13 protein-coding genes are annotated in these 12,325 nt (G+C 69.8%); 2 read left to right on the forward strand and 11 right to left on the reverse strand.

Features of this window, described 5'->3' with window-relative positions; genetic code table 11:
- Window positions 1-166: 166 nt before the first annotated feature.
- From ACFWYM_RS34595 to ACFWYM_RS34610, 4 genes are read right to left on the reverse strand one after another with little or no spacing between them, the layout of a single operon-like run.
- Window positions 167-568 (reverse strand): hypothetical protein, encoded by a 402-nt coding sequence (locus ACFWYM_RS34595; protein ID WP_384846345.1) that lies wholly within the window; start codon window positions 566-568, stop codon window positions 167-169.
- A 33-nt stretch (window positions 569-601) separates the two neighbouring features.
- Window positions 602-1,054 carry a hypothetical protein gene (locus ACFWYM_RS34600; RefSeq protein WP_384846347.1) on the reverse strand — a complete coding sequence of 151 codons (453 nt, stop codon included), beginning with the start codon at window positions 1,052-1,054 and terminating at the stop codon, window positions 602-604.
- Between the two features lie 41 nt (window positions 1,055-1,095).
- Complete coding sequence (locus ACFWYM_RS34605; RefSeq protein WP_384846349.1) at window positions 1,096-2,370, reverse strand: hypothetical protein; 1,275 nt, start codon at window positions 2,368-2,370, stop codon at window positions 1,096-1,098.
- A 35-nt stretch (window positions 2,371-2,405) separates the two neighbouring features.
- Window positions 2,406-3,134, reverse strand: a complete 729-nt coding sequence (locus ACFWYM_RS34610; RefSeq protein WP_384846351.1) for a hypothetical protein — start codon at window positions 3,132-3,134, stop codon at window positions 2,406-2,408.
- A gap of 265 nt (window positions 3,135-3,399) precedes the next feature.
- Between ACFWYM_RS34610 and ACFWYM_RS34615 the strand changes: the two genes are divergently transcribed.
- Window positions 3,400-3,729 (forward strand): response regulator transcription factor, encoded by a 330-nt coding sequence (locus tag ACFWYM_RS34615; protein WP_384846352.1) that lies wholly within the window; start codon window positions 3,400-3,402, stop codon window positions 3,727-3,729.
- A gap of 92 nt (window positions 3,730-3,821) precedes the next feature.
- Here the strand turns inward: ACFWYM_RS34615 and ACFWYM_RS34620 are convergent, their stop codons facing one another.
- The 7 genes from ACFWYM_RS34620 to ACFWYM_RS34650 form a co-directional block, all read right to left on the reverse strand.
- Window positions 3,822-4,712 (reverse strand): DUF5936 domain-containing protein, encoded by an 891-nt coding sequence (locus ACFWYM_RS34620; protein WP_384846354.1) that lies wholly within the window; start codon window positions 4,710-4,712, stop codon window positions 3,822-3,824.
- 20 nt (window positions 4,713-4,732) lie between these two features.
- Complete coding sequence (locus ACFWYM_RS34625) at window positions 4,733-5,674, reverse strand: type II secretion system F family protein (protein WP_384846356.1); 942 nt, start codon at window positions 5,672-5,674, stop codon at window positions 4,733-4,735.
- Window positions 5,671-7,023 carry a CpaF family protein gene (locus ACFWYM_RS34630; RefSeq protein WP_384846358.1) on the reverse strand — a complete coding sequence of 451 codons (1,353 nt, stop codon included), beginning with the start codon at window positions 7,021-7,023 and terminating at the stop codon, window positions 5,671-5,673. The genes ACFWYM_RS34625 and ACFWYM_RS34630 overlap by 4 nt, the downstream gene beginning before the upstream one ends.
- 8 nt (window positions 7,024-7,031) lie before the next feature.
- On the reverse strand, window positions 7,032-7,361 hold the full coding sequence (locus ACFWYM_RS34635) for a TadE/TadG family type IV pilus assembly protein (protein WP_384846482.1): 330 nt from the start codon (window positions 7,359-7,361) through the stop codon (window positions 7,032-7,034).
- A 179-nt stretch (window positions 7,362-7,540) separates the two neighbouring features.
- The gene (locus ACFWYM_RS34640) at window positions 7,541-9,163 is read right to left on the reverse strand and encodes a CpaE family protein (protein WP_384846360.1); all 1,623 of its coding nucleotides are present in this window, start codon (window positions 9,161-9,163) and stop codon (window positions 7,541-7,543) included.
- A 42-nt stretch (window positions 9,164-9,205) separates the two neighbouring features.
- Window positions 9,206-9,916: a Flp pilus assembly protein CpaB gene (cpaB, locus tag ACFWYM_RS34645; RefSeq protein WP_384846362.1), complete on the reverse strand. Its 711-nt coding sequence runs from the start codon at window positions 9,914-9,916 to the stop codon at window positions 9,206-9,208.
- A 124-nt stretch (window positions 9,917-10,040) separates the two neighbouring features.
- The gene (locus tag ACFWYM_RS34650) at window positions 10,041-10,997 is read right to left on the reverse strand and encodes a hypothetical protein (RefSeq protein WP_384846364.1); all 957 of its coding nucleotides are present in this window, start codon (window positions 10,995-10,997) and stop codon (window positions 10,041-10,043) included.
- A gap of 268 nt (window positions 10,998-11,265) precedes the next feature.
- Here ACFWYM_RS34650 and ACFWYM_RS34655 point away from each other — a divergent pair, with 268 nt between their 5' ends.
- Entirely contained in the window at window positions 11,266-12,270 is a 1,005-nt protein-coding gene (locus ACFWYM_RS34655) for a chitinase (protein ID WP_384846366.1), read from the forward strand.
- Window positions 12,271-12,325 lie beyond the last annotated feature (55 nt).

Consider the following 12,325-nt stretch of genomic DNA (forward strand, 5'->3'; position numbering starts at 1 on the left):
GAGTCTGCCAGAGGGGGAAACGGGAGCCTGCAGAGGGGAAGAGGGGGCCTGCGGAGAGGAAGAAGGGGGCCCGCGTGTGGTTGGCGGGCCCCTCAAAGGAGCCGCCCAGCCGCGCGTGGTCAGCGGCTGGGCGGAGTTCCGGGCGGAGTTGGCGGGGTCGGCGGAGTCAGCCGATGCCGCCGTACGCCTTCTTGTTCTTCACCGAGTACTTGAACTTGATGTAGTACTTGCCGGCCGTGTACCGCTTCCAGTCGGCCACGCGCTCGGAGCCGTAGTCCTTCCACTCGACCTTCTGCACCGCGACGTCGTTGCCGCCGCCCTTCTTGCCCACGACGCGGTACGCCACGGCCTTGAACGAGCGGTTCCCGTTGCCCTTGACGCCGAAGTGCAGGAAGTGCTTGCCCTTGCTGACGTGGTGGGCCTTCGTCACCTGCGTGCGGCCCTTGGTCGTCCAGGTGTCGTCCCACCGGCCGCCCGCGGCCAGCGCCTCACTCGTGGCGCTCAGGGTGAGAGCGGCCACCGCCGCACCCACTCCGGCGGACTTCGCTATCCGGCCCATGTGCTTCATCAAAAAGCCCCGTTGTGTCGTTGTGTCTGTCGATCACCCGAAGGTGAAGGTTCGTTCCCGGGCGCGCATCGCCAGCGTCAGCCGGCCCGACGCCCAGCCCGACAGCAGGAGAGCCGCCGGGATTTGGAGGTTGAACATCGCCAGGAACCCCACCACGAAGGGTGCGTCCGCCGCTTCGGTCACGCCGTCGGGCAGCGTGACGAGGAAGGCGGCGAGCAGCAGCGTCAGCCCGTACAGGGAACAGTCGGTGACTATCACCCGCCAGCGGGGCAGCGCCGCGCACACCTTGCGGGCCACCGTCAGGGCCACGAACACCAAGGGCAGAAAGGCCAGTTGGTAATGGGAGACGATGAGCATCGTCCCCCACTCCGCCGTCCGTGGTCCCGACGCCAGGAGCCACGCCGCCTCCACCAGTGCTCCGATCGCCGCTGATCCCGCGGTGATCACGGCCGCGTAGAGGGCGGCGCTGCGCCAGGGAGTGAACATGGGGGGATCTCCTGTCAGTGGCAACAGTGGTGCTCAGCGGGCTAGTAGCCGCCGCTGTTGCCGATCGTGCCACGCTCACAGGCCGGCTGGGACAGGCACAGGAGGCTCTTGTTCCGCGACTGGTGAACGGTCTTCGTGCTGTGCCGGTTCTTGCTGGTGTAGCCGTAGATGTACATCTCGTGGTCCGGTGCCTTGCGGTACTTGCCCGAGACGTAGAAGTCGCCGTTGCGCGCGAGGCGCGCGTCGTAGGTGACTCCGATGCCCGCCCTGCGGATGCCGCCGGAGGGGCAGAACGGGTCCGTGGCCTCGATCCGCGCGCGCACGGCGCGGGTCTTGCCGTTGAACCGCGTCATCGTCCTGAAGTCGATCTTCTTCGTGGACGCCTTGCGCTTGGCCACGAACTTGCCGTTGTTCTTGTAGACCTTCGTCCAGCCGGTCTTCGGGTACAGCGTGTACTTCGACACGCGCCAGGACACCGAGCCACGGACGCCCGCGCGGAACGACGGGCCCTTCACCGACCTGGAGAAGCCGCGGTTGTCGCCCCGGTACTTGTAGCCCTTGGTGTACTTGCAGCCGGAGATGCCGGAGAGCGCCTTCGGGACGGTCGCCCACTTCTGCCGGATGAAGGAGCGCCACACCACCGTGGTGTACCTGTACTTCTTCGCCTTCGCCTCGATCTGCTCGGCCGTCGACGCGAGCGTGGCCGCGTCGTCCTCGGCCGGGACCGTGGCGCTCAGGCCCCAGGTGTGACCGAGGCCGTCGACCACGCCGGTGATCTTGTAGTCGGCCTCGCTGCCCGCCGTCACGCCGGAGTCGCGCAGGCTGTGCGCGGCCGTGTCCGCGATCTTGACGCCGTCGCGGTAGACCGCGTAGTGCTTGGCGCCGAGGTCGGGCCAGGACAGGTCGACGAACTTCGACGACGCGGCCCAGGCGGCACGCTCGTTCTTGTTCGGCGACGAGGCGAGCGTGGTGTCGGCGATCACCTTCTGCTTGCCGGCCGACAGGATCTGGCTGTCCGTGGCCTTGCCGTTGTACGAGGCGGCGAGCGTGAGCTTGCCCGGCTTGGCCGCCGAGGTGGACGCGGACCGCGAACTCGCCGACGGCGCGCCGAACTTGCCGCTGTCGGCGTCGAGGACGAAGACCGCCTTCGACGCCGACGTGACCTGCGGCGCGGCGCTGTCCGCCGAGGCGGCGGCCGAGGCGACCGCCGTCCCGGCGAACAGGGCCAGCGGCAGCACCGTCAGCGCGACAGCGCGGGGAACGCGCCTGATGCGCGGGGTGCTGGGAACACCCTGGTTTTCAGGGGTGGTTGGCATGGGGTGTGTGCTCCGTGCTCCGGATCAGCCGAGGATCAGCGGTTGTTGAGGGTGGCGGACCAGTAGGCACCGGCCTTGGTGTGGGAGGCGCGGATGGTCGCGTCCTTGACGACCTTCTTGCCGAACGACTTCACCTGCGGGGTGGCGCGGAAGGTGGCCTTGGCGGTGACGAAGGCGCCCTTCGCGTGGACCTTGACGACCTTCGGGCTGGAGATGCCGATGGCGGCGTTGGTGTTGACGACCTTGGCGGCCGCGGACGCCTTGACGACCTTCTTGGCCTTGCCCTTCGTGGCGAGCTGGTACTTGACCGTGATCTGCTCGCTGGTGACCGGGATGCCGAAGATCTTCTCGGTCAGGCGGTACGAGATGGCCTTGGGGGCCTTGCCCGGGCCACTGACGACCTTCGTCGAACGCGTGATGGTGACGGCCTTGTTCACGCTGACCGAGGAGGAGCGCTTGCCCGTCTTGACGCTGCCCTTGGTGGAGCCCGCGAGCGCCACGTACGCCTCGCGGTTCTGCAGCTGCTTCACGAACGTGGCCTGCTTGCCCTTCGGCAGCGCGCGGAACGCCACCAGGGTCTTCTTCGCCGCGGGGGTGCGCTGCTTCACCAGGTACGACTTGTAGCTCTTGACCGTGAGCTTGCTCGGCTTGGCGGCGGCGTCCGCGGCGGCGTGGCTGTCGGCGAAGGCGGCACCGGCGGGCGCGGCGACAGCGAGGGCGGCGAGAGTGGCCACCGTGGCGGTGCGAATGTTGCGGATGCGCATTTCGTCTCCTCGGTTCCGTGTTTCAGTGACGAGTTGAACGTAGAGACGCAGAACGAGCCACGGTATTGGATCTTCGGGCAGTGGCCCACGAGGCACTGCCCAAAAGGGCAACTGGCCGGATGGGAAGGTGTTGTCAGTGCCGTCGGATACGTTGATCCATGTCTGCCGCCGCTCCGCCCAGCGGTGCCGGCGCAGGCGCCCGTCGTGACTCTCACGGACGGGTTTGCGGTTTGCAGAACATGGGGGACATGTGCTCAATGCCCGTTTGCAGAAGTCGGCCGATCCTTGCCCGTACCGGACTCCCGGCAGCGATCCGATCGCTGAGACCGTCCATCTCGACCGGCTCACCGACCGCGAGCGCCAGGTGCTGCTGTTGCTGGGGACAGGGATGAGCAACCGCCAGCTGTCCAGAGCGCTGGGGATCTCGGAGCGCACGGTGAAGGCGCACACCGCACGCGTCCTGGACAAGCTGGAGCTGCCGTCGCGGCTGTCGGCCGCGGTGGTCTCCGTACTGCTGCATGAGGCGCTGTGCGAGGACGAGGGGTGTGCGCGGGCGCAGGAGGAGCCGGAGGACGTGCTCAGTTCCGTGGCCTGATACCCACCGCCGATGTGAGCGTTGGTTGCATCCTGGTCGCACGGGGACGTCTCGCTGTGCCGTGCAGGCGTACGACTGAAGCCCGCGTACCGCTAGCGGTTCAGGATCGAGCCGAAGTCCGAGCCCGAGCCGAGGAACATGCCCGCCGCGATCAGGATCATCGTCGCGGGGAGCATGAAGACCAGTGTGACCATCGTCGCCTTGGGGATGGTCTTGGCGGCGCGGCGGCGGGAGTTCTGGGCGTCGGTGCGGCGCATGTCCGTGGCGAGCTGGATCAGGGTCTCCGCGATCGGGGAGCCCAGCTCCTCGCCCTGCTGGAGGGCGGAGACGAACTGCGAGACCTGCTCGGAGGCGTTGCGGCGGCGCAGTTCGTCGAACGCCTGGCGGCGGCTGACGCCCATGTCCATCTGGCGCAGGGTGATGCGGAGTTCGTCGGCCCACGGCCCCTCGTACTTCTCCGCGACGCGGTCCAGGGCCTGCCGGAAGCCGAGGCCCGCGGAGACCACGACGGCGAGGACGTCGAGGAAGTCGGGGAGCGTGCGGTCGATGACCTCGCGGCGCTCGCGGATCGCCTGCCAGATCAGGGCGTCCGCGGCGAGCAGCCCGAAGGCGAAGGTCAGCACGGCGAAGAGCAGTTGGCCGTTGGTGAGGAAGACGAGGCCGAGGACGACGCCGAAGACGCCGTAGACCGCGCGGCGGGCGGCGTAGCGGTCGATCGTCAGGCCGCCGGGGTTGCCCGCCTGGTCGATCTTGCGGCGCTTGGCGTCGACCCGCTTGGGGCCCATCAGGCGGAGGATGAGCGGCGCGAAGCGCATGCCCAGGCGGTCCACGGCCGAGGAGGGTGCGGAGACGCGGGTCGCGCCGACCTCCAGGGCGACCGCGAGGTCGGAGGGGAGTTTGGCGTCCGCGCGGTACATGCGCACGCCCTGGAAGATGCCCGCGACGGCCAGGGCCATCAGGGCGGCGAGTCCTAGAGCCAGCATTTCGGTACCCGACTCCCTTCTCAGACTTCGATCTTGCCGAGGCGGCGGATCACGAAGAAGCCCACCGCGTACAGGCCGAGGGAGATCAGGATCAGGAGCTGGCCGACCGGGGAGCCGGTGACGCGGGCCAGGGCGCCCTCGTTCGACGAGTTGATCAGGAGGAGCGAACCGAGGCCGAGGAGCGGGACGGTGAAGGCCGTCGCGTTGACCTCCGAGAGCATGGTGCGGACCTCGCGGCGGGTCTCCTTGCGGTCCTCCAGGGTCTGCGTGAGGTTGCGCAGGGAGTTGACGACGGAGCCGCCCGCCTTGTTGGCGAGGACGAGGGTCGTCACGAGGACGATCAGCTCGCGGGACGGGAGGCGCTCGGCGAGCTCGCCGAGGGTGTCGTCCACGGACCGGCCCATCGTCAACTGGTGGGCCACATGGGAGAGTTCCTCGCCCGCCGGGGCTTCGAGCTCCTCCGCCGCCATCGCCAGGGACGTGCGCAGGGCGAGACCCGCCGCTGTCGCGTTGGCCAGGATGCGGGCCACGTCGGGGAGTTGCGCGATGAACGCCTCGATGCGCTTCTGGCGCTGCCAGTTGAGGAAGACGACCGCGCTCCACACCGCGACGACGCCCGCGATCGGCCCGAAGAAGGGCGCCAGGGTGGCGGCCGCTATCAGCCAGAGCGCGACGACCACCGACACCACGTACACGAAGAACTCGCCCGCCGTGAGGTCGAGTCCGGTCGCGGACAGACGCAGGTGGATGGCGCGGCCGAGCCGGGTGCGGCGCAGCCGCCGGTCGACGCCCGCGAACCGGCGCCCCCGGGAGGCCCCGGCCCCCGCGCCGAGGTCCGCCGTCAACCGGTCCTCCAACGCCTGGCGTTGGGCACGCCCGGACGCGTACGTCTGGACTCCGGCGACGGCGAGGGTGCCCGTCAGGACCGTGGCGCCGAGGGCCAGGAGGGTCGGGTCGTTCATCCGATGGCTTCCCTTGTGTTCAGTACGTCGATGGCCTCCGCGACGCCGAAGGCGGGCGGCACCGGTTCGTTCGCCACGTACAGGCGCTCGGCGACGGCGCGCGGCAGGGGCAGGTGCTCGTAGTAGCCGTGCACGGCGCGGGCGGAGCTGTCGGGGCCCAGCGGGCGCGGCACGAAGCGGGTGACGGGCGCGATACGGAACTGCTGGCGGCCCTGCGAGACGAGCAGCACGATCTCGGCGATCTTGCGGGAGCCGTCGGCGTGCCGGGTGAGCTGCACGACGACGTCGACGGCCGAGTTGATCTGGTCCTTCAGCGCCTCGAAGGGGATCTGGACCTCGGACATCGAGCCGAGGGTCTGCAGGCGCATCAGGGCGTCCTCGGCGGTGTTGGCGTGGACGGTGGCGAGGGAGCCGTCGTGGCCGGTCGACATGGCCTGGAGCATGTCGAGGGTCTCGCCGCCGCGGACCTCGCCGACGATGATGCGGTCGGGGCGCATGCGGAGGCTGTTGCGGACCAGGTCGCGGATGGTGATCTGGCCCTTGCCCTCGACGTTCGGGGGACGGGACTCCAGGCGGATCACGTGGTCCTGCTGGAGCTGGAGTTCGGCGGAGTCCTCGATGGTGATGATGCGCTCGTGGGCGGGGAGCAGCCCGGACAGGGCGTTGAGCAGCGTCGTCTTCCCGGAGCCGGTGCCGCCGCTGACGATGATGTTGAAGCGGGCGCGGACGAACGCCGAGAGCAGCATCACCATGTGCTCGTCGAGCGAGCCGAGTCCGATCAGCTCCTGGAGCGTGTAGGCGCGCGGGAAGCGGCGGATGGTGAGGGTGGCGCCGGTCAGGGCGAGCGGCGGGATGATCACGTTGACGCGCTCGCCGGTGGGGAGGCGGGCGTCGACCATGGGATTCGACTCGTCGACACGGCGGTTGACCGTCGACACGATGCGCTCGATCGTCTGCATGAGCTGGTCGTTCGAGGCGAAGCGGATCGGCAGTTGCTCGACCCTTCCGGCCCGCTCGACGAAGATCGCGTCGGGGCCGTTCACCATGATCTCGGTGATGGAGGCGTCCGCGAGGAGCGGTTCGAGGACGCCGAGGCCGAGGGCCTCGTCGACGACGCGGCGGATGAGGTGGGCGCGCTCGGCGGAGGAGAGGACCGGGCCCTCGCGGCTGATGATGTGGCCGAGGACGCGCTCCAGCCGGGCGCGGCGGTCCGCCGCCGCGAGCGAGGACATCTCCGCGAGGTCGATCTCCTCGAGGAGCTTGGCGCGGTAGACGGCCACGAGGCCGTCGTCGCGGCTGGGGGCTACGGGGCCCGTCGATGGAGTGGTGACGCGGGATCGCAGGCTCATTCTTCGGCTCAACCCCCTTGCTCGGTGTCGTCGTTGGGCATCGTGGCCTTGCGGGTGACCGACCAGTCGCTGTCCACGAAGGGCAGGAGGGTGGGGACGTGGACCTTGACGGTGGCGGTGGTCGTGTCTCCGTTGTCACTGGTGGTGATCTCGGCGGTCAGGCCGCCGTCCATGGCGGCGTAGCCCGCGGCGGTGCCGTCGTCGCCCTGGCCGGCGGTGCGGGCCGCCGCGCGGGCTGCTGAGCCTGCCTGGTTGGCCGAGTAGCCGACGAGGCCGAGTTGGATGGCTGCGAGTCCGACGAGGAGGAGGATGGGGAGGAAGCCGGCGAACTCGAGCATGGAGACGCCGTCGTCGCGCCAACGGCGGCTGTGCCCCAGGCCCGCCCCTTCCCGAAACTGTGGGCTGCGCCCCTGGACCCCGTTCTGGGGCCGCCTGCTCATGGGGCTTCGCCCCTTGCCCCCTGTCGGCGCTGCGCGCCTCGTCCTCAAACGCCGGACGGGCTGGAGTGCCCCGGCGCTCATTCGTCGCTCTCCTTCGCCGCGCCCGCCTCCGCCTTCACCCTCCACCCCGCGTCGAACCCGGGGAAGAACAGCGGAACCTTCACATCCACCCGCGCCTTGACCACCGCGCCCTCCTCCGTGCAGGAGACCGCCGCGCCCTTCCACGCGCCGGGCAGGTGCTTCTGGGCGGCCGCCGCGCAGGAGTTGCCCACCGTGGCCGCGCGGGCCGCCTCGTCCGCCGCGTTGCCCGCGAGCGAGTACGTGTAGCCGTACAGGGCGCACTGCCAGAGGATCGTGAGGACGACCAGGAGCAGCGGGAACATGCCCGCGAACTCGAGGGTGACCGCGCCGCGGTCGTCGCCGGCCCCGCGCTCCAGGGCGGCGGGGCGGCGGCGGAGAGCGAGGGCGCGCTTGGTGCCCGGGGGGTTCGCGGGACCCGCGGGGCTCGCGCCCGACTGGTCGGGGCCGAGGCCCAGCTCCCCCGCCAGGGCCCACAGCGCCTGCTTCACGCTCGACTTGCCGTCGAGGTCCTGCATGCGGCCCGCGTCCACGGCGGCCTGAAGCTCCTTGAAGGCGGCCGGGACCGTGGACTTGGCGACCCTCGTGCCGGTGACCCGCTGCACCAAGGATGGCTGGATCTCGACGGCGCGCGCGTGGCGGTTGACGACCGTGATCGTCTCCTCGGCCTTGCGGATCTGGAGCCGGTCCCACATCCGCACCATGCGCTTGGCGGCGCGCACCGCGACCACGTCCGGGGTGAGCAGCAGCAGCGCCTGGTCGGCGGTCTCGATGGCGGCGGCGGTCGCGGACGTCACGTACGTACCGCAGTCGACGATCACCACCTCGTAGCGCCCGCGCAGCGCGCTGAGGGTCTGGCGGGCGACGCGGTCGGTGACCTCCTCGCCGCGCTCGCCGTCGGCCGGGGCCAGCAGCAGGCCGATGCCGGACTCGTGGGTGAAGACGGCGTCCTGGAGGACGCGCGGGGTGATGTCGCGGATGGTCGCGAGGTCGGCGACGGAGCGGCGGAACTGGACGTCCAGGTAGGAGGCGACGTCGCCGGACTGCAGGTCGAGGTCGAGGAGCGCGACGGAGTGGCCGGACGCGTGGGCGGCGAGGGCGAGTTGGACGGCGGTGAGGGTGGTGCCGACGCCGCCCTTCGCGCCGGTCACGGCGATGACGCGGCCGCCGACTCCGTGCCCGCCGGGGACGAGGTCGGTGCCCGCCGTCCCCAGGTGCCGCCGCATCCCGGCGGACCAGGCCGCGGCGGCCTGGACGCGCTCGGCGAGGGCGTCGTACGCGAGCGGGAACCCGACGATGCCGCGGGCACCGGAGTCCATGGCGGCCGTGAGCAGGGCGGGGCTGGTGTCGGCGGTGATGAGGACGACGCCGACGGCCGGGAAGCGGAGCACCAGGTCCCGGATGAGGTCGAGCGCGGGGACCGGCCCGATGCGCTCGTGCACGAGCACGACCTCGGGCAGCTCCTCGACGGACTCGGCGGCGAGGCCGGCGAGGGTGTCGATGAGGGTGGTGGAGTCGGCGACGGGCAGGGCGGGTTCGACGTCGGGGAGCTGCCCGATGAGGCTGGAGAGGGCGCGGCCGGCGTCGACGTCGGCGATGGCGGGGAGGATGCGGGTGGTCATGAACCGTCTCCTTCCAGTGCTGCGCTGGGCATGCCGCGCCTCCTACTTGTCCTCGTCGAGGGTGTACGTCCGGTCGCCGGGCGGGACGTTCGTCGACCCGCCCCCGCCGACGAGGGCGAGCCGCACGTGGGTGGCGAACGACTCCGCGTACGCGACGCGCTGCGCATCGGCGGTGTCCAGCGCGAAGGTGATCGGCACCCCGTCGGTCTGCTTGCGGCGGGTGCGGTCGTCCTGCTCCGGGTCGAACGGGGTGAGCTTGCCGACATCGATGACCCGGGCGTTCGCGACAATGACCTTGGACTGGTCCTTGGTCTTGTCGTTCTCGGCCTTGAACGTGGCGTAGATGTTGACCTTCGAGCCCGGCGTGACCTTGCCCGCGACACCGGTGGACGCATCGATCATGATCGCGATCTCCTGCTGCCCGGCGGCGAGTTCGGGCCGCTTGACGATCATGTCGGTCTGCAGCAGGGAACCTTTGCGCAGCTGGGTGACAGCGATCTTTCCGCGGATCTGCCGCAGGTCTGTGACTGCCGTGCCGGAGCGCCACCGCTCCGGCATCTCCGTCTTCTCGAACTGGTCGGCCGTGAGCTCCTTGTAGGGCGCGATGTCTTCCTTGAGCCGGTACGCCGCCACCTCCGGCCCCACCTTCGAGTTCACGTCGCGGATCACCGAGAGGACGCCCGCGAACGCGCCGAACGCGGTCAGGACCGACAGGACCAGCAGGATGACGCCGCGGCGCTGGCGTGAGTTCATGGGCCGTACTACCTCGATCGGGGACGCGGGCTGGGGACATGTGCTGGGGACGTGTGGTGGCGGTTACGGTCGGTGAAGGGGGTGAGGCGTGCTTCGGGCTCGCGTATGCGAGGAGTGAGGGGTGTTACGTCACGCCGCGGGGCAGGGCGTCCCGAGAGGCGGGCAGGACGGAGGCAGGGCCGGAGGCGGTGACGGGAGAAGCGGTGGGGCGCTCGCCCGGCGGGGGCAGCGGCGCGGCGCAGAACGCGCAGCGGTCACCGATGAGTTCGAGGCCGCACCAGTGGCACTCCTCTCTCCGAACCGACGACACCAGCTGATAGAGCACAGAAATATCCGGAATCGCGGCCGCGAACTCGACGACCTTGCCGGTGGCCCACCACCGCGACGACTCGACGGGCAACCGGACATCACTGACACCCTGGACGTTCCACTTCGAGGCGAGGGTCACGGCGACCCAGTCCGGAGCGAGCTGCCCCTGCGCGTACAGCAGCCGGGTGGCGAACCCGGGCCCGGCGGGGCAGGCGTCCCCGCCCCCCTTCCCATTCACCCTCACCAGCTCGGGCCGGGGCGTGGCGAGCACGGCGAACTGGGCACCGGGCACCCACGACTTGGCGTGCGACTGCAGGCTTACGGGAACCCGGTCGAGCTTGGCGACGGAGCCGAGCAGGGCGCCCGCGTAGATGTAATGGGAGAGCAGCCGCCCGGCACAGGCGAGAACGCCGGGGCTGAAGTCACAAATGGACAACTGCCGCAATTGCAGGGCGAGTACGGCAAGCCCGAGCGGCGGCAGCTCGGGCCGGAGCAGGGCGATCCGGTCACTCTCGAGAACGGACCGGACGGCGTGCAAGCGCTGCACGACGGGCGCGGGCGCGGAGGCCGGACAGAGCACGATCACATATCCGTGGTGCTCGATGAGCGTGTGCATCTCGGTGATCGCCCGGTCCAGGGAGTAATCCTGGGCGTGTCCCCGCGGATCGCGCGCGGCGGCGACGGCGGACTGCAGGACGGCCGCGGACGGGGTGTGCCGGTCGGGCGACGGCAGCACGAGGTCGGGGCCGGTGACGGCTATCGCGGTCGGCATGCGGACACCCCCCGGTCGACGTGCGTTTCTGCTCGCACCATATCCAGCGGGCAGCCACCTCAACACCCAACTTCCCACTGTTCACTTCGAGGTCGGCCTGTTCCGGCGCTGCCAGAGGTCTTGACAAGTCAATTGGTCTGGACCAGATTGCTCGACCAAGCAAGCCCCATGCACCCAGCGGTGGCCACCGTGACGCACGCACAGCCGTGTACACGCACGACACGTAACTCCTCCTCCCCCACTCCCCCCACCACCCCCGGAGGCACCAGTGCACCGCGTACGGAGACGAACAGGCGCAGCCATAGCCGGCGGCCTCACCGCTCTTGCCCTCGCCCTCACCGGGCTCTTCACCACCGGTGCCCCCACCGCCGGGGCCGAGACCCGGGCCGTGCCGAAGCACGCCGTGACCGGGTACTGGCAGAACTTCAACAACGGTGCCACCGTGCAGAAGTTGAGCGACGTGCCGGGTGACTACGACATCGTCGCCGTCGCCTTCGCCGATGCCACCGGTACGCCGGGACAGCTCGCCTTCAACCTCGACTCGGCCGGGCTCGGCGGCTACACCGTCGACCAGTTCAAGGCCGACATCAAGGCCAAGCAGGCCGACGGGAAGTCCGTGATCCTGTCCGTCGGAGGGGAGAAGGGGGCCGTCAGCGTCAATGACTCCGCCTCCGCCTCCGCCTTCGCCGACTCCGCCTACAAGCTCATGCAGGAGTACGGGTTCGACGGCGTCGACATCGACCTGGAGAACGGGCTCAACTCGACATACATGTCGCAGGCCCTCAAATCCCTCGGCAGCAAAGCGGGTTCGGGCTTCGTTCTGACCATGGCCCCGCAGACCATCGACATGCAGTCCACCTCCGCCGAGTACTTCAAGACCGCCCTCGCCGTGAAGGACATCCTCACCGTCGTCAACATGCAGTACTACAACAGCGGTTCGATGCTGGGCTGCGACGGCAAGGTCTACAGCCAGGGGACGGTGGACTTCCTTACCGCTCTTGCCTGTATTCAGTTGGAAGGCGGACTCGATCCCTCACAAGTAGGCATCGGTACCCCCGCCTCCACCCGCGGCGCCGGGTCCGGATACGTCGAGCCGTCCGTCGTCAACGACGCTCTCGACTGTCTGGCCAAGGGGACCGGGTGCGGCTCCTTCAAGCCCTCCAAGACCTACCCGGGCATCCGCGGCGCCATGACCTGGTCCACCAACTGGGACGCGGCGAACGGTAACGCCTGGTCCAAGGCCGTCGGGCCGCACGTTCACGGGCTGCCGTAAGCCCGTAAGCCTCCCCCACACACCGAAAGACCGCAGCGCCGCCGCTCCCCCGGCG

This window comes from Streptomyces sp. NPDC059009 (assembly GCF_042740175.1).
Lineage (GTDB): Bacteria > Actinomycetota > Actinomycetes > Streptomycetales > Streptomycetaceae > Streptomyces.

Bases quoted from the DNA above. Each gene is read 5' to 3' on its own strand.
- ACFWYM_RS34595 (WP_384846345.1), bottom strand. From the start codon at position 568: ATGAAGCACATGGGCCGGATAGCGAAGTCCGCCGGAGTGGGTGCGGCG.
- ACFWYM_RS34600 (WP_384846347.1), bottom strand. From the start codon at position 1,054: ATGTTCACTCCCTGGCGCAGCGCCGCCCTCTACGCGGCCGTGATCACC.
- ACFWYM_RS34605 (WP_384846349.1), bottom strand. From the start codon at position 2,370: ATGCCAACCACCCCTGAAAACCAGGGTGTTCCCAGCACCCCGCGCATC.
- ACFWYM_RS34610 (WP_384846351.1), bottom strand. From the start codon at position 3,134: ATGCGCATCCGCAACATTCGCACCGCCACGGTGGCCACTCTCGCCGCC.
- ACFWYM_RS34620 (WP_384846354.1), bottom strand. From the start codon at position 4,712: ATGCTGGCTCTAGGACTCGCCGCCCTGATGGCCCTGGCCGTCGCGGGC.
- ACFWYM_RS34625 (WP_384846356.1), bottom strand. From the start codon at position 5,674: ATGAACGACCCGACCCTCCTGGCCCTCGGCGCCACGGTCCTGACGGGC.
- ACFWYM_RS34630 (WP_384846358.1), bottom strand. From the start codon at position 7,023: ATGAGCCTGCGATCCCGCGTCACCACTCCATCGACGGGCCCCGTAGCC.
- ACFWYM_RS34635 (WP_384846482.1), bottom strand. From the start codon at position 7,361: ATGCTCGAGTTCGCCGGCTTCCTCCCCATCCTCCTCCTCGTCGGACTC.
- ACFWYM_RS34640 (WP_384846360.1), bottom strand. From the start codon at position 9,163: ATGACCACCCGCATCCTCCCCGCCATCGCCGACGTCGACGCCGGCCGC.
- cpaB (WP_384846362.1), bottom strand. From the start codon at position 9,916: ATGAACTCACGCCAGCGCCGCGGCGTCATCCTGCTGGTCCTGTCGGTC.
- ACFWYM_RS34650 (WP_384846364.1), bottom strand. From the start codon at position 10,997: ATGCCGACCGCGATAGCCGTCACCGGCCCCGACCTCGTGCTGCCGTCG.